We start from the raw sequence: 23,517 nt of genomic DNA on the forward strand, positions 1-23,517 counted from the left end.
TAATAATAAAAAATATCTAGGAGAAAAAAGGTTCATCGGATGAATAAAGTTGTCGCCAGTGCACACGAAGCTTTAGCAGATATTGCCAGCAATAATCAAAGTATCGCTGTCGGAGGATTTGGCCTCTGTGGTATACCCGAAAAATTGATTGATGCCTTAAAAGACACAGGTGTAACAGGCTTAACCTGTATTTCAAATAATGCAGGAACTGATGGAATTGGTTTAGGTAAACTCTTACAAACCAAGCAAATTAAAAAGATGATTGCTTCGTATGTAGGAGAAAATAAAGAATTTGAACGCCAATTTTTGAGTGGCGAATTAGAGGTTGAATTGACCCCACAAGGGACTTTAGCCGAAAAATTACGTTCTGGCGGTGCAGGTATTCCTGCATTTTATACCCAAACAGGTGTAGGAACACTCATTGCGGAAGGGAAAGAAGTTCGTCAATTTAACGGTAAAGAATATATTTTAGAACCGACTATAACAGCAGATATTGCACTAATTAAAGCCTATAAAGCCGACAAAGCCGGTAATTTAGTTTTTAGAAAAACGGCTCGAAATTTTAATCCCGAATGTGCCATGGCTGGAAAAATAACAGTAGCAGAAGTTGAACATATTGTTGAAATTGGGGAAATTGACCCTGACGATATTCATTTATCAGGCATTTATGTCAACCGTATTGTCTTAAATGAAACACCTGTAAAACATATTGAACAAAAAACGCTTAAAGCACTGGAGGCATAAACCATGGCATGGACACGTACAGAAATGGCGCAACGCGCTGCCTTAGAACTTAAAGATGGTTTTTATGTCAATTTAGGTATTGGCCTGCCAACACAGGTTGCCAATTATATTCCAGACAATATGAATATCTGGCTACAGTCTGAAAATGGTTTACTGGGTATTGGTGAATTTCCCACTGAGCAAACTGTAGATGCCGACTTAATTAATGCAGGTAAACAAACCGTCACTGCCCGTTCTGGCGCTTCATTTTTCTCTAGCTCAGAATCTTTTGCCATGATTCGTGGTGGACATATTAATCTTGCAATTTTAGGTGCAATGGAAGTCTCTGAACGTGGTGACTTAGCCAACTGGATGATTCCAGGGAAAAAAGTCAAAGGCATGGGCGGTGCAATGGACTTGGTTGCAGGCGTACAAAACATTGTTATCCTGATGGAACACACAGCCAAAGACGGTAGTCCGAAAATTTTGAAACACTGTTCACTGCCTTTAACAGGTAAAGGTGTTGTCAGCCGAATCATTACAGATTTAGGGGTTTTAGACATTACCAATGAGGGCGTTAAACTCATTGAATTAGCCAAAGATGTCACACTGGAACAAATTCAACAGGCTACAGGTGTAGAGCTAATTATTGCCGATCTGCAAGTAGCCTAAATCTACCGAGTTATTAAAAATCAGTCATTGAATGGCTAGACTAGCTCAATAGGAGACTGCCTCATTACGAGGCAGTCTCCTATTTTTGCATTCACAGCATACCAATGTTTAACATTTTGAATGATGTATTACATGTCTTCTTTAGAAATGAAACGACTAAATGATTATTTTTATTAGCCATCATTTATTCCACTTTCACATTCACTGCCTGCTTTTTTAAACGATAATCTAATGCAGCGCGGCTAATCCCTAAAATACGAGCAGCTTCTGAAACATTCTGATTCGCTTTTTGCATAGCAATCAAAATCAATTGCCTTTCATGATCTTCCAAACAAAAACCATCCTGTATCACGGCATTTAAATCTAAGTTTTCAGATTTTGGCTCAATATCCTGTTTAATTTGTGGAAACAAATGATTGAGTTTAATTTCCTGCTGATGATCTGTCAGCAAGGTTGCTCGCTCCAATAAGTTTTCCAGTTCTCGAATATTGCCAGGCCATTCATAGGTCATCACAAAGTTTTTAGCTCTATCACTTAAACCTTTTAAAGTCTTGCCATACATATTTTCAAAACGGGATAAAAAATGCGTAATCAACAAAGGAATATCGTCACGGCGCTCACGCAGTGGTGGAATAATGACAGGGAAAATATTTAGGCGATAATATAAATCAGCGCGGAATCGTCCCTCTTTCACGGCTTGTTCTAAATCTTCATTGGTGGCCGCAACTAAGCGTACATCTGCCTTTCGGGTTTGATAATCGCCGACTCGCTCATACTCACCTTCTTGTAACATTCGCAATAAAGTGGCTTGTGCCCGTGGCGAAAGCTCAATCACTTCATCTAAGAAAATAGTCCCTTGATGAGCACGTTCAAACTTTCCACTTCGGGTTTGTGTTGCACCTGTAAATGCACCTTTTTCGACCCCAAAAAGTTCGGCTTCAATTAAATCTGGCGGAATACAAGCACAGTTTACCGCAACAAAAGGCTGTCCTTTACGCGAACTGCCTTCATGAATCCCCCGCGCAAAAGCTTCCTTCCCTACGCCTGTTTCACCTTGTAGCAATACAGCAACCTTACTGCCTGCCGCTTTTTTCAAAAGGTCGCAGACTTTACGATAGGCCACAGATTCACCAATCGAATTAAACATGGTGTAATCCGCTTCTACATCGGTATAGATATTTTTCTTTAACTCATTCAGTTCAGCTTGTAAGGCAATTAATTCATCCGAAACAGGATCGGGGGACATAAACTGAATCAGTTCATCGGCATTTTGCCATTCCTTTAAGGGTTTACCAACAATACGACAGCAATCATCTCCTTTGGCCACACAATGGGTTTCTTGATAAATAATGGTCTGTCCCATGACAAAACTGCTATAACCGCAAGCATAGCCCAATAACATCCAACAAGCAGATTCTTCAGAGGCACCAAATTCACTTAAATGAACTTCAGCTTCAAAAGAATTACGCCAATTAAAATCTGCATAAAATTGATGTTTATCATGACTTAATTGCAGTTCATTGACTTCAACTTGTACCATGCCCCGAATACCATGCATTTGTGGGCCAGCCATAAATGCTTCTGCTTCATTTAAATTTGGACGTAACTTAGAAGTGACTTCGGCATCTCGTACACCTGCCTGATAGCCCAAGCGAATAAAAAATCGTTTGGTACGTTCCCACCCCAGCATGTTGTACAAGTCTTTTCTTAAAAATCCCATGATGCTGGTATGGAGTAACAACATGCGGTTTTCTTCAAACCAAATTTTTCCATGCTGGCTATCAAACTGAATTTTATCCAATAAATCTTGAATATCTTTGTTCTTTTTCAAAATTTGAGTATAAAACTTAGCGTCTTTGGCTTGAGGCATGACTGAATATCCATCCTTGGCTATAGGTCGATTCCTTATCTTACTCAATTCCGACCAAGAAGCGGCACTATCTTATGGCTATAACTTTATACCATTAAAGTATTTTTAAATTAATATTGTAAAATCATATAGATATAAAAATATTCAAATCACAGAATGCATTGAAGCACGTTCATATATTTTTAGCTTTGTACCCCACCAATTCATGATTTGATGAAACCCGATATGTCTATATTCATCATTCGATGAAGTTCTATTTCTAAAATTAATTTAAAAAAAACACAAAAACTATAAACATATGATTAATAAACATTAATTAAAGTTGGCATGACTTTTGATATATCACAAGCAAGGAACAAAAAATTGCGTCACAGCTGAAATGATTTCAGCGTTAGAGATAAAAGGATTATCCCAATGACTCAAACCCTACAACCAGATCAACTGACCAAATATATTCGTGTCACAGGTGACCGTAATGCCAAGTTTGTTGAATTTGACTTCGCAATTCATGACCCGACGCTGTTTGTCGAACTGATTCTTCCTCAGCAGGCTTTTCAACACTTTTGTGAAATTAACCATGTCATTGAAATGACCGCTGAGCAACAAGCTTGGAATGATGCACAAGAAGATAAATGGCGTTATGGCGTTGAACCCACCATTTTAAGCCAAGCCCGTGAACATTTAGATCAAGAAGATCAATCTTAAGCCCATAAGGAAATCGTGATGACTTTAGAAATTAAAACATCCAATTTAGAACCTATTCGTCAAACCTATGCCTATATCGAACGTCGTTTTGGTAAAAAACCTGCGACGCGTTATCAAGAAGTCAGTTTTGACATTCAAGGTGCGACCAATTTTCATTATCGCCCCTTATGGAAACCAGACAAAACGTTAAATGATCACACTCATACTGCTTTGCAAATGCAAGATTGGTATGCGTTTAAAGACCCACGCCAATTTTATTATGGTGCGTATGTGCAACATCGCGCGCGTTTACAAGACACGGCCGAAAGCAGTTATTCATTCTTTGAAAAACGTCATTTGGTGGAAAACTTAAGTGATGAAGTGAAACAAAAAATCATCACTTGTTTATTACCATTTCGTTATGTCGAACAAACCGCCAACCTACACATGATGTCGGGTAGTGCTTACGGCTATGGCACAGTCATTACCCAAGCTTGTATTTTTGCAGCCATGGATCGTTTAGGCATGGCGCAATACCTGTCTCGAATTGGTTTACTTCTGGATGGCAATACAGGCGACTCATTACAGCAAGCCAAAGATGCTTGGATGAATGATGCCACTTGGCAACCACTACGTAAGCTGTGTGAGCAAAGCTTAACGGAACACGATTGGTTCAAACTGTATGTCCTACAAAACTTACTCATCGACAGCTTAATTCAAGAATTGGTTTACGGCAAACTAGATCAATGGTTGGTTGAACACGGCGCACGCGATGTAGCAATGCTGACCGAATTTATGACGGACTGTTTAACCGATTTACGCAAATGGTCAGACCCTGTTTTAAAAACAGCGGTGGCTGAATCTGAAGAAAATAAAGCCTTAATTCAAGGTTGGATAGACACTCTGTTACCCGAAGTCACAGACGCTTTTAGTGCATGGGCAAATACGGCGCTTGGGACTGCATCAATCGACAATGGCTTAGCCGTGATTGCAGAACGCAGTAAAAAAGCGGGTTTAACCCTCGAATTAGATTCAGTTGCATAAGGATACGCAGACATGAGTTCAAAAGTTTATTTGGCACTACAAGATAACGATACTTCGCGCTACATCATTGAAGCGATTGAACAAGACAACCCTGAAGCCACTATTCAATATCTTCCTGCCATGATTCGTGTGGAAAATATTGGAAAATTAGTGGTTCGCGCTGAAACGGTTTCTGAAAAACTGGGACAGGATTGGGACATTCAAGAGCTACAACTCAACATGATCACCTTAGGTGGCAACGTTGACGAAGATGACGACACTTTTACCTTGCAGTGGAATTAATCCCACACGGAAAAAATATCAGAAGCCAAGCGCTTCAACAGATTGAAAAGGATGATCAAGATGAATAGCCAAGCAAAAAGTGCGACCAAAACTGCAACTAAAAAGCTCAATGCGAAAGACCGTTACCGTATGTTGACCCGTGATCTAGATTGGGATTTTTCCTATGCAGATCGTAAAGAGGCTTTTCCTTACGAAGAATTTGAAGGGATTAAAATTACAGATTGGTCAAAATGGGAAGACCCGTTCCGTTTAACCATGGACTCGTACTGGAAATATCAGGCAGAAAAAGAGAAAAAATTGTATGCCATTTTTGATGCATTTTCTCAAAATAACGGTCAGATGAATGTCAGCAATGAACGCTATCTCAATGCCATTAAACTGTTCTTAACCGCAGTCACGCCACTGGAATATCAGGCGTATCAAGGTTATGCACATGTCGGCCGCCAATTTAGCGGTATCGGTGCACGTATTGCATCACAAATGCAATCGATTGATGAGCTGCGTCATGTACAAACGCAAATTCATGCCATGAGCCATTACAACAAATTCTTTGATGGCTTCCAAGACTGGGCACACATGCATGACCGCGTTTGGTATCTGTCTGTACCAAAATCTTTCTTTGAAGATGCACGTTCAGCAGGCCCATTCGAGTTCTTATTGGCGATTAGTTTCTCTTTTGAATATGTGCTGACCAACTTATTGTTTGTGCCGTTCATGTCAGGTGCGGCCTATAACGGTGACATGGCCACTGTAACCTTTGGCTTTAGTGCACAGTCGGATGAAGCACGTCACATGACCTTAGGTTTGGAAATTGTCAAATTCTTACTGGAACAGCATGAAGATAACGTGCCAATTGTTCAGGAATGGATTGATAAATGGTTCTGGCGTGGTACTCGCCTGCTGTCTATTGTCGGCATGATGATGGATTACATGCTGCCAAATAAAGTCATGTCTTGGAAAGAAGCATGGGAAACCTATTTCGAAGAAGCGGGCGGTGCGTTATTTAAAGACCTCAGCCGTTACGGTATTCGTATGCCGAAATATTCAGACGTGATTGTGAAAGAAAAAGAGCATATTTCACATCAAGCATGGTGGATTTTCTATAACTTTGGCCATGCTGCTGGTTTCCATACCTGGATTCCAACCGATGAAGAAATGGATTGGTTATCTGAGAAATATCCAGATACTTTTGATAAATATTACCGTCCAAAATGGGAATTGGCGCGTAAGTTAGAAGCTGAAGGTAAACGCTTCTATAGCAATGGCTTACCGCAACTGTGCCAAATCTGTCAGATTCCAATGACCTTTACGGAAATGGATGGCGACCCGACTATGTTTAGCTACCGCGACAGTATTTATAAAGGTGAGCGTTACCACACCTGTTCAGACGGCTGTCATGACATTTTTGAACGTGAACCTGAAAAATATATTCAAGCGTGGTTGCCAGTGAACCAAATTTTACAAGGCAACTGTGGTGGTCCAGATTTAGAAAGCATTTTACGTGACTATTACAACTTTAACGTCGGTGCAGACAACCTTGATATTGAAGGTTCTCCAGACCAAGAACGTTGGAGAAAATGGAAAGGTCAAACCGCTTAAAGAATAAAGGATCAGAAGTCATCTCATGAATAAAAATTTCGGGATGGCTTCACACAAGGAATTTAGGAGTTTTCTCATGCCAGTACAAGCCATTCAACAACATTATGAATTTGATGCACGTGATGCACAAAAAAATTACGGCGACAACATGTTGCTCTATGTAGGGTGGGATAATCACACTCTCTTTTGTGCGGCGCATGCTTTTGTAGTATCACCACAACAAAGCTTACAAGACTTAATTGATCAGCAAATTCAGGTAGGCTTCAATCAACATCCAGACTTTGAACATATCAATTGGTCAACCGTACAATTCACTTTGAATCGTCAACTTTTAACAGATATAGATTTTTCTAAAAGCTTGGCTGATTTAGGTTTTGATCATAAATCTCTACTGCGTTTTGTGACGCCCGGTTTAAATGGCTACAACGGCACGCATGTATAAGGGAGAAACATCATGAGTTATCAAGTCACGATTGAACCTGTGGGCATGACCATTGAAGTCGAAGAAAATCAAACCATTTTAGACGCAGCTTTACGTCAAGGCGTTTGGTTACCCTTTGCCTGTGGGCACGGCACATGTGGCACCTGTAAAGTTCAAGTCACTGACGGTTTTTATGATGTCGGTGAAGCCTCCCCTTTTGCGCTGATGGATATTGAGCGTGAAGAAAATAAAGTCCTCGCCTGTTGCTGTAAACCTGAATCTGACATGGTGATTGAAGCCGATGTCGATGAAGATGAGGATTTCTTAGGCTATTTAATCCAAGACTATCAAGCCAAAGTTTTAGAGATCACACAACTGTCACCGACCATTAAAGGGCTACGTTTACAGATTGACCGTCCAATGGAGTTTCAGGCTGGGCAATACATCAATCTTCAATTACCAAATATTGAAGGAACACGCGCATTTTCTATCGCGAACTCGCCAAGTGAAGAAGGCATTATTGAACTCCATATTCGTCAAGTACAAGGCGGTGCAGCCACCACTTATGTGCATGAAACCCTACAAGTAGGCGATGAACTGGAGGTTTCTGGGCCATATGGACAATTCTTTGTCCGTAAATCCGATGAAAAAGATGCCATTTTTATTGCAGGTGGCTCAGGTTTATCTAGCCCACAATCGATGATTTTGGATCTATTGGAACAAGGTGATAACCGTACTATTTATTTGTTCCAAGGTGCGCGTGATGTTTCTGAACTGTATAACCATGAAATCTTTGAAAATCTTGTGAAGGACTACCCTAACTTCCGCTACATTCCAGCACTGAATGCACCCAAAGCAGAAGATCACTGGACAGGATTTACAGGTTTTGTACACGAAGCCGTGGCAGATTATTTTGAACATAAATGCAGTGGTCATAAAGCCTATTTATGTGGCCCACCACCCATGATTGATGCTGCCATTTCGACTTTAATGCAAAGTCGCCTATTTGAAAAAGATATTCATACCGAGCGTTTCTTAAGTGCCGCTGATGGCGCTTCTGACCAATCTCGTTCAGCTTTATTTAGGCATATTTAAGCATTTATATCATGGCTGATATCTCAGATACTGTTGAATATCAAAAATCGTTTGCTCACTATCGCAATGATCTGTTTCATCATCGTTACAGGTCATTTCATTCCATTTTTAATACATCAAAGGAGCTGATGAAACATCCATAAATAAACCCGCTGATTAAACCAAGAGATGTAAATACAACTAGTTCATCGTTTTTTAGCCAGTAAAAGCGATTGAAACACATGAAATTTAATACCGAGTTCTTAGAAAACTGAACTCAAGCGCCAATTTCTGACATAGAACGTCGCGACACAAATAACTGATTTTTGTTCATAAAAAAGGAATTCTTATGAAATTTAAACAAATAGCGTTGGCATGCTTTATTCCAACCTTATTACTGAATAGCACAGCTTTTGCAGCGCAAACACAAAAACCAAATATCTTACTGATTGTTGCCGATGATTTAGGTTTCTCTGATACAGAACCGTTTGGTGGAGAAATACATACACCTAATCTTAAAAAGCTAGCCACTCAAGGGGCTGTCCTTTCTAATTTCTATGCGGGCCCGACCTGCTCTGTCACTCGTTCCATGCTACTGACTGGCAATGACAACCACCAAGCGGGCATTGGCTCTATGAGTGAGTTTTTACAACCCGAGCAAAAAGGTAAACTGGGTTATGAAGGTCGCTTAAATGATAAAGTCATTACCATTGCGGAAGTCTTAAAGCAAAATGGATATGCAACGTTCATGGCAGGAAAATGGCACTTAGGTGGAACACCTGAAAGCATTCCTAGCGCACGTGGCTTCTCTAACTCTTTTGCCCTTCTCCAAGGTGGAGCCGCACATTTTGACTCTAGCCCAATGTTCCCGGGCAACTATAAAGCGCGCTACTTAAATAATGGAAAAGAAGAAGCCTTACCTGAAAAATTTTATTCATCTGATTTTTATACAGATAAAATGATTTCTTATCTCAAAGATCATCGGGAAAAGAATCAGCCTTTCTTTGCCTATTTGGCCTACACAGCACCACATTGGCCATTACAAGCACCCGATCAATATTTAAAGAAATATGAGCATGCCTATACCGAAGGCTATGACAAAATTCGTGAAGCGCGCTTTAAAAAACTACTTAAACTTGGTGTTATTCCAGCCAATGCAAAAATTAACGACCCATTGCTTGGCGTCTTCAAAAACTGGAATCAGCTAAATGCACAACAAAAAGCTGAGCAAGTCAAAACCATGCAAGTGTACGCAGCAATGATTGATAATCTTGATCATAATATTGGTCGTGTATTAAATTACCTACAATCAACTAAAGACTTAGATAATACTGTGGTTTTATTTATGTCAGATAATGGTGCTGAGTCTGCCAGCCCAGAATCTTTAGGTACCACTGAAGATAAGGAAGGTATTGCGGCTTGGGTCAACGAGAACTTTGATAATCGCTTAGAAAATATGGGTAAAAAAGGTTCTTATGTCACTTTGGGGCCACAATGGGCTCAAGTGGCTTCGACTCCACTGCCTTATTTTAAAAGCTTCTTAGCCGATGGCGGTATCCATGTTCCAGCCATTATTCGCTACCCTAAAATGGTCAAAGCCAATTCAGTTCAAAAGAATCTGCTTCATGTTTCTGACTTTGTGCCGACTGTTCTTGAACTGACTGAAACAACGCGTCCAACAACAAATGGCAACCAGACACTTATTCCAATGCAAGGACAATCCTTTATTTCTGTATTTAAAGGAAAAACTCTTCCTGAACGTGCCATTGGATGGGAATTCAATAATAAGAAATCACTCTATAAAGGCGATTGGAGTATTCGTTTTGAAGAACCACCTTACGGTACGGGTCAGTGGGAATTATACAATCGTAAAGATGATCCGACTTTAAAACAGAGTATCGCAACGCAATATCCTAAAAAATTAAATGAATTGGTTAAAGATTGGGAAGCCTATGCACAACGCGTTGGTGTTGTTTCAGCCCCTGTCAGATACCGTTATGGGCAAATGAATTGCTTTTATGGTAAATGTATAGGCCCTGAAGAAATTAAGAACCTGTCAAATCCATAATTGACATACACAGATAACAAGGATGTTAACGTGATGTATAAATCTACAATTTTATGTATATCGGTTGTGCTTGCTTTACAAGGATGTTCATCAAGCCATCAACCCAAAGTACAAGACGGGCAAAACGTACCGACTTTAGGAAATTTACAAAGTTGTCAAAAGTATAGCGGGTTACCTGAAAAATGGTCTCAAGACCCACTTTCTGGCATGGTTAAAATTCAAGGCGGAAGTTATAGCATTGGTAATAATGAGGCTTATCCAGAAGAAAAGTCCCTACTCAATAGCACCCGTAACGTCGCTGATTTTTATATCGATGCAACAGAAGTCACCAATGCCCAGTTTCAATCCTTTGTAGATGCAACGGGTTATATCACAGAAGCTGAAACTCAAAATGAAGCTGCGGTATTTACTCAACCAAATGAAAAGGTCGCTGATTTAAAATGGTGGAAATTAGAAAAAAATATCAGTTGGAAAAACCCTTGGGGTACTCAGTCCTCTCGTAAAATACTTCCCAATGAACCCGTTCGGTATATTACTTTAAATGATGCTTTAAAATATGCAGCATGGCGCGGTACAGAATTACCGACGGAAGAACAATGGGAATATGCAGCCAAAGCATTTAGTCCTGAGCGAGATGTATCCTCACATCAACATCAAATTGATGCCAATGTATGGCAAGGAGAATTCCCTTATCAAAATGACAAAAAAGATGGTTTTTCTGATGTGGCACCAGTTGGTTGCTTTCCAGCCAATGGCTTTGGTTTATTTGACATGATTGGCAATGTTTGGGAACTCACCCGAACACCTTTTACTGGTTCACATGATGATGACCATCTTGGGACGCAAGCTCAACTCTCTTCACGAACAGCCTCACAATATTCGGCTTACACTATTAAAGGTGGCTCTTATTTATGTGCTTCAAATTATTGCGCCAGATACAGAGCAACATCCAGACAACCACAAGAATATAATCTTGCAATTAGTCATGTTGGTTTTAGAACCGTTAAAAACGCGCAAGAATGAAACTATTTTAGTAGATTCGTATTGGAATAGAGGAAAAACTTAGACTTCAGCGTTAAGCCTATCCAAAAGTTTACATCTAATGGATAAAAAGGATGATTCAGCCATAAACGATATGGATAAATATCTAAGATATTCTATGGAAAAACCCATTCTATTTAAAAAATCCAAAGTAAAAAGGAACCTATTATTGGTTCCTTGTTACATATATACACCGATTAATTCAAACTGATAATTAAGCACATTGCTTAGGCTGTACCATATTATTAACAGCTAACACATCTGCCAAAATTTGCTCTGAAAGTAAATTTTCGGCTTTAATTAACGCCAAAACGCTTTGACCTGATTCATTGGCTTGTTTCGCAATACGAGTTGTCGTTTCATAACCCAAATACGGGTTCAACGCGGTAATAATACCAATTGAATTTTCGACCAAGGCCTGACAATGTTCAGCATTGGCACGTATATTTTCAATACATTTATGTTGGAACATCTGCATGGCTTTGCCTAATAAGTCGATAGATTCGAACAGTTTGAACGCAATCAAAGGCTCCATGGCATTTAGTTGTAATTGCCCCGCTTCTGCAGCCAGAGTAATTGCCAAATCATTAGCAATAACTTGAAAACACACCAAATTCATTGCTTCTGGAATAACGGGATTAACTTTACCGGGCATAATTGAACTCCCCGGTTGACGGGGTTCTAAATGAATTTCATTTAAACCTGCGCGAGGCCCACTCGAAAGTAAACGTAAGTCATTCGAAATTTTTGATAGTTTAATAGCTGTACGTTTTAACAAGCTCGACAATAAAACGAAATCACCCATATCTGAAGTTGCTTCAATTAAATCGGGTGCGCTACTCATATTTCGTTGCGTCATTTCTGATAATGAGGCAATCGCATACTCACGATATTGAACTTCGGTATTGATGCCTGTTCCAATGGCAGTCCCGCCCAAATTCACAACACTTAAAGCATCAGGCATGATTTGATTGAGTTTATTCAAATCATTTTGTAGTGTGGTTGCAAAAGCGCCAAACTCTTGCCCCAAAGTCATTGGTACAGCATCTTGTAATTGAGTACGACCCATTTTTAAAATATGAGCGAACTCATCTGACTTATTTTTAAAACTTTGAATTAAGTTTTTAAATGGCGTATTTAATTGATCTATTGCAGAAATCAACCCAACTTTAATGGCTGTTGGATAAACGTCATTTGTAGATTGAGACATATTCACATCATTATTTGGATGTAAATATTGATACTCACCTTTTAAATGTTCTAAATATTCTAAACCAATATTAGCAAGAACTTCATTGATATTCATATTAGTTGAAGTACCCGCACCACCTTGAATCATATCAATTGGAAATTGATCATGATATTGATTATTCAAAATTTGTTGGCAAGCATATTGAATGGCATTATTTTTATTTTCATCAAGATTATTTAATTTAAAATTCGCATGCGCACATGCAGATTTAACCATTGCAAGTGCTTTAATAAAAACAGGAAATTGACTGAGTTTATTTTGACTTAAATTAAAGTTTTCCATTGCTCTTAAGGTTTGGACACCATAATAGCAATGAGCAGGAATTTCTTTATAACCCAATAAATCTTTTTCGGTGCGTGTATTCATCTTGATATTCATTTAATTAGACTCTTGTTTCCTATACATTCATCTTAGAGTGCGGGCTACTTTTTTTCTAATGTAAAAAAATATTACTGCATGCATTTTTTGCATAATAGATTATAATTCATAAAAGCATGTATTAAGGATTGATGATGACTTTAGAAATTCGATGGATTGAAGATTTACTTGCACTAGAACAAGAAAAATCTATCTCGCAAGCGGCGGAAGTAAGACACGTCACACAATCTGCATTTACACGTAGAATTCAGAACATTGAAAATGCGTTAGGGTTTCAAATTTTAAAACGATATAGTAAAAATATTGATTTTACAGAAGCAGGACAAATTCTACTATCATCTTCAAAAAATATAAAAAATCAGTTAGATACAACCATAAAATACCTAGAAAAAAATGTTAAAAACAATGAATTAACCGTTAAATTTTCAGTATCACATTCCTTAATCACGCAGTTTTTCCCACGCTTTATTCATGAATTATCAACCACCATGGAAGATCTAAAATTAGAAATTATTGCAGCAAATCTTAAACAAGGAATACGCTTACTGAAAGATGGTTCGTGTGATTTTCTAATTGCTTATTGTGATCAGAAAACTTTACAGCAATTTGATTTATCTTTTTTTGTATTTCATAAAATTTTTGAAATGGAAATACTTCCTATAACCGCATTAAATGATGATGGCTCTGCTAAATACTCATTTGAGCAGACATTTCCTTTGTTGGCTTATAGTAAACAAGCATACTTAAGAAATTGTGTTGATGATGCAATTGAAAATAAATTAGATTATCGAACTTTATATGAAACAGATAATGCGGGTGATTTAAAAGAGTTAGTTTCACAAGGCTTAGGTATTGCATGGCTACCTAAATTATTGGTTGAAAAAGAGCTTCATGAAAATAAATTAAAAGTGGTTTATTGCAATCAATATAATTTATTTCAAGATGTATATATTATTAGACGAGAAATGGTATTTTCAAATAAAATTAATTATATTTGGAATATATTAACAAACCAAAATAATAAAAGTTAATTCTATATTATTTTACTCGCTACAATTTTATTATATAAATCTTATTTATTTTAAAAAGTTTTGATTTTTCTATTTTTAATACTCAACCTAAAATACATTAAACCTAGCTTCTATAAAGTATCTTCTCAAATAAAAAGGTGACTTTAAAACATACAGCACTCTAAATCCATGCTCATTGTTTTAAAATCACCTTTTGAAATTATTGACTTATTAACTTTATGAAATTATATCCATTGTACTGAAATACCTTAACTGTTATCAGCCAAGCGATTTACAGGAACAAGCGTATCGGTAACAACGCCTTCTTCTTCAGCAAGATCATGCTTATTGCCTTCGGTGCGAGCAATCACTGCAGTAGCGATGCTATTGCCAATCACATTGGTTGCAGTACGTCCCATATCTAAAAACTGATCAACAGCTAAAATTAATAAAATACCTGCTTCAGGAAGCTTAAACATGGCAAGAGTCGATGCAATGACCACAATCGATGCACGGGAAACACCTGCAATTCCTTTACTGGTAATCATCAATGTCAGGAGAATCAAAGCCTGTTGGGCAAAACTCAAATCAATGTTATAGGCTTGCGCAATAAATAATACAGCAAACGCCATATACATCATCGAACCATCAAGATTAAATGAATAACCTAATGGAAGAACAAAGCTGGTAATACGTTTTGGCACACCAAACTTATCTAAAGCTTCCATGGTTTTTGGATAAGCCGATTCGCTACTGGCCGTCGCAAATGCCAACATAGTCGGTTCACGTACCGCTCGCATCAATCTGAAAACATCTTTTTTCAAGAAGATATAACCGAAAGCAATTAAAATTGTCCAGAGGATCAATAAGCCCACATAGAACTGCCCAATGAAAATACTGTAATCTAGAATCAACTTCGGCCCTTGGACAGTAATGGCCGAAGCAATTGCGGCAAAAACGGCAATAGGCGCAAAAGCCATCACGTAATCGGTAATACGGAACATGACTTTACAAAGTTCATCGATAATTCGACCAATAACCGTAGCTTCACTGTGATGCTGGACATAAGCCAGTGCTGAACCAAAGAAAATTGAAAAAACGAGAATTTGTAATATTTCATTATTGGCCATCGCTTCTGCAAAACTACGCGGGAAAATATGCGTAATAAATGTCTCTAAGCTTAGACTCGTCGCACTCACTCCAACATCTACAACTTCTTTTGGAATACTCAGATTCATACCAGATCCTGGTTGAAACAAATTTGCTAAGCCCATTCCAAGTAATAATGAGATAAACGATGCGCCAATAAACCAGCTCATCGCTTTGAGTGTAATGGATCCCAAAGAAGATGATTTTCCCATTGAGATTAAACCAGAAACAATCGTTGCAAAGACCAACGGTGCAATAATCATTTTAATTAATCTTAAGAATACATCTGTAACAATCTTAAAGTATGAAGCAATTTGCGTTATTTGTACCGCCGTTAACGTACTATGAAAAGCCCAACCAATGAGTATTCCTGCAATCATCGCGATGAGAATATATTTAAGCAGTTTTTTCTGTTTCATAAAAATAATTCCGTCTTTAATCTTCTTTACATCAAGTCTATTGCTTTAACAGCAAGCGCTTGATGACATTCCATGTTGATCAACTGATGTAAGCTTTGTTCTTATAAGTCGAATGCAAAATCACGGATTAAGCAATTAACTGTGGCAAGTTTCACTTCTTTTTTGAAAAAACGATAATGCAAAAATTAATTATGCTATGCAAAAAATGCATAAAATTATTCTTTAGTTTTACTTTACACAAATTTTAATGCCCCTATTGCACAAAAATTTAGTACGTTTTAAATGGCAATGTGTTTTTTGACCAAATCTATCAAAAATTATAAATACATCTTTTTTAAGTTTTTTTGACTTCTATAAATGGCTTACTTTTTTTCTAATTTTAATATTTGCTGTTATTTTGACTTAAAATTATATTCGTTTAAAATTACTGCATAAACTTCTTCAATTTATTTTCGGTAAAGTGAATATTTTTTATCCCCCTAAAAAAGATAGACCTGATCTGTGCGAACTATCATCGTGATCTATCCAATAAAAAACCACCCTCAGGTGGTTTTATCGGTCATCATAGTGTGGCGCAGAAACCCAGCCAGTCAATCTCTAACTCTTCAAAGCCTTTGCTACCCAGCCTTTCGCATGAATATAAATAATAAGTAATATTTGAATTTTCAATTATATTGCGATAATACTGAACAGTGCCGACATTAATATCTTCCGGTGTATACCAGCTTGGCCAAAGCTTTTCATCAAACTGATACTCGCCATATTTATCTTTATTGGCAATCCAAACACTCATATTACCAAATCCTTAATTATTAAAACTAAGTGCATGATATACCAATAATTATACCATCTGGTCACATTTGAAATATAAATTGTGACTATACTGCATCATACATTCACTGCTTCCCATAAATTCCGCAAAAATCTGGAACGTGACGGATGTTTTTATGCATCTATTTACGCTTTTTAAGCGCGTAGTCAAAAAAGTGTTTGTTGTCCATTTGCCATTCAAACAAATAACCCTTTTAATCCATTATATTTCTTTAACTGATCAATAGCCCTATTTTCAAGAAGTGAATACAATGCTTTTTTTAATACGTACATGGTGAATTCTTGAGTTACTGATTTTAATTTTATTCATTCATAAGTGTCTATAAATGAAAGTTATTTTCATAGACCTTCACCTACTTAAAGTAAAAACAGTTAAACCTCATTATAAAAATGATTTGAGTGGATGGTTTTATGGACTTTGAGTTTTTTGAATAACCAACCTAAAAATTCCTCATTTTTTGCAAACCTAGGTGCATCCCCTGCATTCAAGCCAATATGGCTCCCATTAAAATGGAATTTATATTTATAAGGTTTTTCCGCTAAAAAACCATCTTTACCTTGTGTATGTAGCTCTTGAAGAAGCCTTTCAATTTTATCGAACTGTTGTTTTGAATAAATGAATTGATCTTCTTTTAAAAAATTATAGATTTGCTCTATTGATTCAGCAGTATGGGTATTCATTGTAAATTCACTCTGAAACCGAGGAGATGAATATAAATACCATATATTTTTTGGGTGTATATACGCCTTGTATCAATCATGTATCGAGAAAATAAAAATGAAATGCATTGATTATTTAAATAGTGATACAGACCAATACGACATTGGTTTTTAAAAAAATCCTTGAAATATAAATAAGATATTGAGCTATCCAATCGTACATATCACTACACTTCCATCTCATAACTACCGTAGTGTTAACACGTTATAAGTCCATGATGGCTACTCATTCAATATTTCAACGGAAAGATCATGACCACTCAAAATACTGGATTCAAAGCTTTCTCAAACAAAACGGATTTAATCAATACTCAAGCAAATCAGGCACCGAATGAACAACCTGAAACCCCACCAAAACCTACAGATAAACCAGAACAACCCACTGGACCAAGCGAAGAAGCTCCACAAGTAAAATAAAGACTCAGTAACACAAATAACTGAATACTTAGGCCCCACTGATCATAAGTGGGGCTTTTTATTTAAAGCATAATAGCCACAACTCATATAGTTTAATTTTGATGAATTTACTGGAATTAAATTTTTAGACAAAAAAATACCCATCTTCTGGGAAGATAGGTATATAAACTTTGAATTTTTTTCGTTGGTAGCGGGAGCTGGATTTGAACCAACGACCTTCGGGTTATGAGCCCGACGAGCTACCAGACTGCTCCATCCCGCATCAACGAATTAACTTTATACGCCCAATAGAAGGACAAAGCAAACTTTATTTAAAATATAATGACTTATAGCAGGAATAAAATAAATAACATCTAGAAAAGCAATTTAACCAATGCCAACCTCAGTTATAAAAGCTGGATGAGATATCCTGTATAAACTCAATCGTCTCTTTTCATTTTCTAAAAAAGATTTAGGTTCTTCTGACCATATTGAGGTTCTTGAACCAATACCTGAATTTCTTAAAGCCCAATCAGAAACAGTGCCATAAATGAACGTATTATCAGCGAAAATCAATTTTGCTTTATTACTAGTACTACTTATAAGAACTTTATGTGTCGGTAATGAACCAAATATACCAATTTGGGTGTAGAGATATTTATATATTTCAGGCATAGAAAAAAGTACTTAAATGGCAATCAACTATATCATCTTAATTATTAAAATAGTCCTGCTATTTAGTAGGACTATTTTAATAATTAAGCATGGTTACATTATCTGCTTTTATTAGAAAAGGATTTAACTGTATATTTCCATTTGAGAAATATATCCTTACTTTTAAATCAAGGGATATTGAATAAATTAATCTAAAAATGCAACCAAACTATCCATAGGAAATATTCGTCCTATGACCACAAACCTGCCTAACTCACTTAGGATAACCAACAAACATTAATGGCAATAAGAGCACGACTGGTATTAAATGAACGCTGATGGTTCTGGTAGACGCTTGAAAGTTCAATTTACGAATACAACTGAAGCAGTTATTACTTTTGATCTAACTGTTCATGGTAATTCAGGCACTAATAGCGATATTGGCTTTGTTATTGTTTCGACGAGCTAAACTGCCCTGCACTATCTGTATAAATTGTTAGATAGTGCAAAGTGAAAAACAAAATGGTGCCAAATAAGCCGAAAACCTACACTAGATCGTAGAAGATTCATCTTCATCGTATATCGAGTGGAAAGCCGAAGTGCTAGAAAATGGCATGAGGAGGAAAATTGATTACATGACGAACATAGACCAACGGACTATCGAACGGATGGACCACAAAATAGACCGAAAAATCCGATGGTCTAAAAATGGCAGGCATTAAAAAACCTCATAACTCAAAGAGTTACGAGGTTGAATTTGGTGGGCCCACCCAGACTTGAACTGGGGACCAACGGATTATGAGTCCGCTGCTCTAACCAACTGAGCTATAGGCCCTAATCAATTATTGATATAATAATCAACAACTTGAATTGGCTGTAATACTATACAAAACCAGTAACCTATGCAAGTATTTTCTTAACATCTAAATACAGTAGCGCATTTAAAATACAGGCTAATACTCTAATAAAGTGCGACTCTAGCAATTCTCCATATAAGAGTAAAGCATATGAACACACCCACTGATGGATTTAAATAAAAAACCATCCATAATAAAATAATCAGTAGAATTTAAATAAAAACCACTCATTTTATTAATTTTCAGACACAAAAAAAGGCGCTATTTGCGCCTTTTTTTAATCGTTACTTATTATAGAGCAACGATGTTTACAGCGTTCGGGCCTTTTTGACCTTGAACGATGCTGAAAGAAACTTTTTGGCCTTCAACTAAAGTTTTGAAGCCTGAGTTAGCGATTTCGCTGAAATGAGCAAATACGTCTGGACCAGATTCTTGTTGAATAAAACCAAAACCTTTAGTTTCGTTAAACCATTTAACTGTACCATTAACTGTAGTAGACATAATATATCCTGTTGAATTTTGTGAACTGATAGCCATTTAAAATGACTAATATTAACCCGGAAAATAAGAAAGCTTAATATCTGAAAAAACGAAGGATTATGACTAAAACTGCGATACTTAAAGAAGATTTACTAAACAAGACTTTTTTCTAGTGCTGAAAGGATACTAGGTAATAAATATTTTTACAAGCAATATCTAAGATATTTTATAAAAATTCTAAAAAAACCACACAATATATTGAAATATAATAATTTTTAATTTAACACCAACATTCTAATGAAGTACACATTCTATTATCTGGCAATAAATTGACCATCTCAGACCTAAAAAGCCCTATTCTTTGTCAATTATGCACCACATGGTTAACCCTCTTGGCCAATAAACCCAAAATACAAATTCAATATCCATCTCACAAGTTTTAATATTTCAAGAAATCACTTTAACTCGATAACTATAGATTCCCCCCATTTATGACAAAAGTTAATCCCTTTAATACTAGCCACCTAAAAAACCCGTTCGGGTGAAATTTATTCAAATTGATGCTATTTTTTATTTCTATACAAAACTCAATCCATGACTACACTCCCACTTATAGTTTTTTACATCAATAAAATTGCATCTGTATTTTATTGATCAGATAAGTCATTTTAGCTATTGACTGTCATCTCAAACAAGCAGAAATTAGCGCACACTGTTTTATATCTATCTTGCCTTTTTATGCTAAAAAAATTTATTGGTGAAACCTCTTTTAAACTCGCTGGCTGGACATATGAAGTAAAGCCAGATGTTCTTGAAGATAAACAAGTCATTGTCGGGTTTGAACACACGTCAATGATGGATGCTGTGCTTTCTCTAGCACTGTTTCAAATTTACGATCTTAAAATTCATATATTAATTAAAAAAGAGTTATTTAAAGGGCCTTTAAAGCCATTTTTAAAAGCTGCAGGCGGTATTCCAGTTGACCGTAAGTCAAGTAAAGATATTGTGTCTCAGATGGTTGAACATTTTGAACAGCATACAAAATTCAATCTCGTGATTGCACCTGAAGCCACTCGTGCCGGTCGTGATGAAACACGCAAACCAATCCGTACAGGGTTTTGGCATATTGCAAAAGCAGCTGGTGTACCTATTGTACTGATGTATGCCAACTCAAAAACTAAGCAAGGTGGTATTTTCGGTAAAATCTATCCAACAGAACTAGACCACGACCTTGCCTTAATGAAAAAACTTTATAAAGAAAATGTTGGATTGGATATTATTATCCCAGAACCTAAAAAATAGTCTTGATTGTTTAAAAACTCGAAATCTAGCTCTTTATCAAAAAAAAGTGCTTATGGTAGAATTACGACAATTTGATATGGCATACAGCCAATAAGGAGCATAGTTCGCATGGCGGGTCATTCCAAGTGGGCAAATACAAAGCATCGTAAAGCAAAACAAGATGCGAGCCGCGCTAAAGTATTCACTAAATTTATTCGTGAAATTGTAACAGCTTCGCGTTTAGGCGGCCCTGATGCGGCAGCTAACCCTCGTTTACGTGCTGTCGTAGAAAAAGCATTAGTGGCTAACATGACACGCGACACGATTAACCGCGCGATTCAACGTGGTGCTGGTGGTGAAGAAAATGATGATTTAAAAGAAGTGACTTACGAAGGTTATGGCGTAGGTGGTGTTGCAGTAATTATTGAAACAATGACTGACAACCTAAACCGTACTGTGCCCGATGTCCGTCATTGTTTCTCTAAAACTGGTGGCAACTTGGGTACTGCAGGTTCAGTTGCTTACATGTTCACGAAACGTGGTGAAATTACCTTTGAAGATGTTTCTTTAGAAGATAAAATTATGGATGTTGCACTTGAAGCAGGTGCAGAAGACATTGAAGTGAATGAAGATGAGATTTTAGTCATTACCACACCTGAATCTTTTGGTGATGTACAAGATGCTTTAGCGGCCGCAGGTTTAAAATCTGACAATGCTGAAGTGACGATGAATCCATCGACTAAAGCAGAAATCACGGATATCGATCAAGCCAAACAGATCTTAAAAATGATTGATATGTTTGAAGATTTAGATGATGTACAGAACGTATATACCAACGTTGAATTCCCTGAAGAAGTCTTAGCGCAATTAGATGAATAATCATTGCTACAAGCAAAAAACGCGCTACCAAGCGCGTTTTTTTATATTTAGATTCTAAGATGACTGACAAAAAATGATCAACTTTTGATTAGACTTAAATATCCATCAAACTTTACTGAGTAAGCCACTACAATTGAAAACATGATTATATTCTTTAATCACAAAACTTGAATGGAGTGCCACCACATGTTCAATTTTACCAATACGCTTCAGTAGAATTTCACTATAATTTTCCATGTCCCGTGCGACAACTTCCACCAAAAAATCAGCAGATTGCCCTGTAACTAAAAAAGCATTGATCACTTCTGGAATATTTTCGAGCTCTTCTAAAAACTTTGCGAAAGTATCTGTATCATGTTTACTTAGTGAAACCTGTAAAATGACATGTAAGCTGAATCCTAGTTTTTGATAATTTATATCGCGTTTTAAACCTGTAATAATTTTATGATCAATCAGATGTTTAATTCTTCGATGTACTGAACTAACTGAAAGGTTGATGCGCTCTGACAACTCATTCAAATTTAAATCTTCATGCGTTAGAATTTCTAGTATTTGCTTATCAAAACGATCCAATTCCATTGTTAATTTCTACCCTTTAGCGTCTGAATACAGAACATTTAATTTTTTACTTTTATAAAGTTCATACCGATATTAAGCTTAATATGCGTTCAACCATCTCAAACTTAATGTAAGCAAAAACTCAATTCGTTAAATTTATTTTCACATATTATTTATATATAAAAAAAATATTCATAATTTGCAAACTATTTTGAAATATTTTTTCAAAAAACATCACCTAAAACTCAAGATGTACAAACAACTCATAACTTTTATACAACTATTGTAAAAGATTCAATGTGATCTTCATGCGAATATATCTTGCCAATGTTCATACAACCGACCTCAAGTACAGATCAAAAAAAACGCGCATCTCGCGCATTTCTTTACTTATAGTTTTAATGGTCTAAACACCACGCCAATCGACACGTGCATGACGTTCAGTTTGATAAATTCGTAGGACATACTGCCCCAAAGGTAGTGCTATTAAAAAAGCTTTATAGGCTTTAAATTCATCAGATGCACTTTCCTCATGTTCTTTTTCCCAAGGCGTTCCTGCTATTTCTAAAATAGGTGCCAACATTGAACACACGGCAATATCTGCAAGCCCCAAACGGTCACCAACAAGGTAACGACCACCCTGCTGAATCAAACGCTCATTTAACTCGGTTATAAGGTCTTGCATTATTTTTTGCGATTCTACAACTTTGTCTGAACCTAACTGATAACCCTTTGAAACCAATGCCTTCATTAAAGGTTTAGAGTACTTTTCAAACTGGCGCAAATAACCTTTTTCACCAATTAAAATATCTAAGGGCTCGTCACTTCCTGCCAAAACATGTGAAAGCGCCCAACGGCGTACATGTCGCCCTAATTCAACAGATAATAGATTAATCTCTAACGCTTGCTGACGTAGCTCAGGATCTGCGCGTAATAATGTATGTTCAGGATATTGATCATCTAAATACAACGCAATTTGCGTAGAATCTGCAATCCAATGTTCCATATCTCGTAAAATAGGTAATTTATTTTGCCCTGTTTTTAGTTGTGCAAAAGCCCGATGTACACCGGGCATTAAATTATGTGCAACATAATCCAGTTCTTTGTGATCCAGTAGCCAGCGCGCTTTTTCACAAAAATGCGATAACGGAAACTGGTATAACGTACGCATAAAT

23 protein-coding genes and 2 tRNA genes are annotated in these 23,517 nt (G+C 36.9%); 14 read left to right on the forward strand and 11 right to left on the reverse strand.

The window, feature by feature from the left end:
- The first annotated feature begins 39 nt into the window (after positions 1-39).
- Entirely contained in the window at positions 40-744 is a 705-nt protein-coding gene (locus tag BBP83_RS04535) for a CoA transferase subunit A (protein WP_068886227.1), read from the forward strand.
- A gap of 3 nt (positions 745-747) precedes the next feature.
- Positions 748-1,395 carry a 3-oxoacid CoA-transferase subunit B gene (locus BBP83_RS04540; RefSeq protein ID WP_068886228.1) on the forward strand — a complete coding sequence of 216 codons (648 nt, stop codon included), beginning with the start codon at positions 748-750 and terminating at the stop codon, positions 1,393-1,395.
- 184 nt (positions 1,396-1,579) lie between these two features.
- Here BBP83_RS04540 and mobR read toward each other — a convergent pair whose 3' ends face one another.
- Complete coding sequence (gene mobR / locus BBP83_RS04545) at positions 1,580-3,265, reverse strand: phenol degradation transcriptional regulator MobR (protein ID WP_068886229.1); 1,686 nt, start codon at positions 3,263-3,265, stop codon at positions 1,580-1,582.
- 414 nt (positions 3,266-3,679) lie between these two features.
- Between mobR and BBP83_RS04550 the strand changes: the two genes are divergently transcribed.
- The 8 genes from BBP83_RS04550 (at position 3,680) to BBP83_RS04585 (ending at position 11,460) form a co-directional block, all read left to right on the forward strand.
- Positions 3,680-3,970 carry a phenol hydroxylase subunit gene (locus BBP83_RS04550; RefSeq protein ID WP_068886230.1) on the forward strand — a complete coding sequence of 97 codons (291 nt, stop codon included), beginning with the start codon at positions 3,680-3,682 and terminating at the stop codon, positions 3,968-3,970.
- A gap of 18 nt (positions 3,971-3,988) precedes the next feature.
- The gene (locus BBP83_RS04555) at positions 3,989-4,993 is read left to right on the forward strand and encodes an aromatic/alkene monooxygenase hydroxylase subunit beta (protein WP_068886231.1); all 1,005 of its coding nucleotides are present in this window, start codon (positions 3,989-3,991) and stop codon (positions 4,991-4,993) included.
- A 12-nt stretch (positions 4,994-5,005) separates the two neighbouring features.
- Complete coding sequence (locus BBP83_RS04560) at positions 5,006-5,275, forward strand: MmoB/DmpM family protein (protein ID WP_068886232.1); 270 nt, start codon at positions 5,006-5,008, stop codon at positions 5,273-5,275.
- A gap of 60 nt (positions 5,276-5,335) precedes the next feature.
- On the forward strand, positions 5,336-6,874 hold the full coding sequence (locus BBP83_RS04565) for an aromatic/alkene/methane monooxygenase hydroxylase/oxygenase subunit alpha (RefSeq protein WP_068886233.1): 1,539 nt from the start codon (positions 5,336-5,338) through the stop codon (positions 6,872-6,874).
- A gap of 76 nt (positions 6,875-6,950) precedes the next feature.
- Positions 6,951-7,316 carry a phenol hydroxylase subunit P4 gene (locus BBP83_RS04570; protein WP_068886234.1) on the forward strand — a complete coding sequence of 122 codons (366 nt, stop codon included), beginning with the start codon at positions 6,951-6,953 and terminating at the stop codon, positions 7,314-7,316.
- 12 nt (positions 7,317-7,328) lie between these two features.
- Positions 7,329-8,390, forward strand: a complete 1,062-nt coding sequence (locus BBP83_RS04575) for an NADH:ubiquinone reductase (Na(+)-transporting) subunit F (RefSeq protein ID WP_068886235.1) — start codon at positions 7,329-7,331, stop codon at positions 8,388-8,390.
- Positions 8,391-8,718: 328 nt separating this feature from the next.
- Positions 8,719-10,437, forward strand: a complete 1,719-nt coding sequence (locus BBP83_RS04580) for an arylsulfatase (RefSeq protein ID WP_068886236.1) — start codon at positions 8,719-8,721, stop codon at positions 10,435-10,437.
- 33 nt (positions 10,438-10,470) lie between these two features.
- Positions 10,471-11,460, forward strand: coding sequence for an SUMF1/EgtB/PvdO family nonheme iron enzyme (locus BBP83_RS04585; RefSeq protein ID WP_068886237.1), 990 nt, complete (start codon positions 10,471-10,473; stop codon positions 11,458-11,460).
- Between the two features lie 232 nt (positions 11,461-11,692).
- Here BBP83_RS04585 and BBP83_RS04590 read toward each other — a convergent pair whose 3' ends face one another.
- Positions 11,693-13,108 carry an aspartate ammonia-lyase gene (locus BBP83_RS04590; RefSeq protein ID WP_068886238.1) on the reverse strand — a complete coding sequence of 472 codons (1,416 nt, stop codon included), beginning with the start codon at positions 13,106-13,108 and terminating at the stop codon, positions 11,693-11,695.
- A 134-nt stretch (positions 13,109-13,242) separates the two neighbouring features.
- On the opposite strand from BBP83_RS04590, the gene BBP83_RS04595 reads away from it, so the two are divergent.
- Positions 13,243-14,139, forward strand: coding sequence for a LysR substrate-binding domain-containing protein (locus tag BBP83_RS04595; protein ID WP_068886239.1), 897 nt, complete (start codon positions 13,243-13,245; stop codon positions 14,137-14,139).
- 248 nt (positions 14,140-14,387) lie between these two features.
- Here the strand turns inward: BBP83_RS04595 and BBP83_RS04600 are convergent, their stop codons facing one another.
- From BBP83_RS04600 to BBP83_RS04610, 3 genes are all read right to left on the reverse strand, one after another.
- Positions 14,388-15,686: a dicarboxylate/amino acid:cation symporter gene (locus tag BBP83_RS04600; protein WP_068886240.1), complete on the reverse strand. Its 1,299-nt coding sequence runs from the start codon at positions 15,684-15,686 to the stop codon at positions 14,388-14,390.
- Positions 15,687-16,248: 562 nt separating this feature from the next.
- Positions 16,249-16,479 (reverse strand): hypothetical protein, encoded by a 231-nt coding sequence (locus BBP83_RS04605; protein ID WP_068886241.1) that lies wholly within the window; start codon positions 16,477-16,479, stop codon positions 16,249-16,251.
- Between the two features lie 410 nt (positions 16,480-16,889).
- The gene (locus tag BBP83_RS04610; protein WP_068886242.1) at positions 16,890-17,198 is read right to left on the reverse strand and encodes a hypothetical protein; all 309 of its coding nucleotides are present in this window, start codon (positions 17,196-17,198) and stop codon (positions 16,890-16,892) included.
- A 291-nt stretch (positions 17,199-17,489) separates the two neighbouring features.
- Here BBP83_RS04610 and BBP83_RS15240 point away from each other — a divergent pair, with 291 nt between their 5' ends.
- Positions 17,490-17,654, forward strand: a complete 165-nt coding sequence (locus BBP83_RS15240; RefSeq protein ID WP_171258036.1) for a hypothetical protein — start codon at positions 17,490-17,492, stop codon at positions 17,652-17,654.
- 185 nt (positions 17,655-17,839) lie between these two features.
- Here BBP83_RS15240 and BBP83_RS04615 read toward each other — a convergent pair.
- From BBP83_RS04615 to BBP83_RS04630, 4 genes are all read right to left on the reverse strand, one after another.
- A tRNA-Met gene (locus tag BBP83_RS04615) sits at positions 17,840-17,916 on the reverse strand.
- Between the two features lie 104 nt (positions 17,917-18,020).
- Positions 18,021-18,308: a hypothetical protein gene (locus BBP83_RS04620; RefSeq protein WP_068886243.1), complete on the reverse strand. Its 288-nt coding sequence runs from the start codon at positions 18,306-18,308 to the stop codon at positions 18,021-18,023.
- Positions 18,309-19,045: 737 nt separating this feature from the next.
- Positions 19,046-19,122: transfer RNA gene (locus tag BBP83_RS04625), tRNA-Ile, on the reverse strand.
- 313 nt (positions 19,123-19,435) lie between these two features.
- A complete protein-coding gene (locus BBP83_RS04630) occupies positions 19,436-19,645 on the reverse strand; it encodes a cold-shock protein (RefSeq protein WP_068886244.1) in 210 nt (69 codons plus the stop codon).
- Positions 19,646-20,362: 717 nt separating this feature from the next.
- Between BBP83_RS04630 and BBP83_RS04635 the strand changes: the two genes are divergently transcribed.
- Together BBP83_RS04635 and BBP83_RS04640 are read left to right on the forward strand one after the other, a co-directional pair.
- Positions 20,363-20,926: a 1-acyl-sn-glycerol-3-phosphate acyltransferase gene (locus BBP83_RS04635; RefSeq protein WP_068886245.1), complete on the forward strand. Its 564-nt coding sequence runs from the start codon at positions 20,363-20,365 to the stop codon at positions 20,924-20,926.
- 108 nt (positions 20,927-21,034) lie between these two features.
- Positions 21,035-21,784 (forward strand): YebC/PmpR family DNA-binding transcriptional regulator, encoded by a 750-nt coding sequence (locus tag BBP83_RS04640; RefSeq protein ID WP_068886246.1) that lies wholly within the window; start codon positions 21,035-21,037, stop codon positions 21,782-21,784.
- 105 nt (positions 21,785-21,889) lie between these two features.
- Here the strand turns inward: BBP83_RS04640 and BBP83_RS04645 are convergent, their stop codons facing one another.
- A complete protein-coding gene (locus BBP83_RS04645; protein ID WP_068886247.1) occupies positions 21,890-22,363 on the reverse strand; it encodes an Lrp/AsnC family transcriptional regulator in 474 nt (157 codons plus the stop codon).
- A 385-nt stretch (positions 22,364-22,748) separates the two neighbouring features.
- On the reverse strand, positions 22,749-23,513 hold the full coding sequence (locus BBP83_RS04650; protein WP_068886248.1) for a glutathione S-transferase family protein: 765 nt from the start codon (positions 23,511-23,513) through the stop codon (positions 22,749-22,751).
- Positions 23,514-23,517 lie beyond the last annotated feature (4 nt).

Source organism: Acinetobacter celticus (assembly GCF_001707755.1).
In the GTDB taxonomy this organism is placed as follows: domain Bacteria; phylum Pseudomonadota; class Gammaproteobacteria; order Pseudomonadales; family Moraxellaceae; genus Acinetobacter; species Acinetobacter celticus.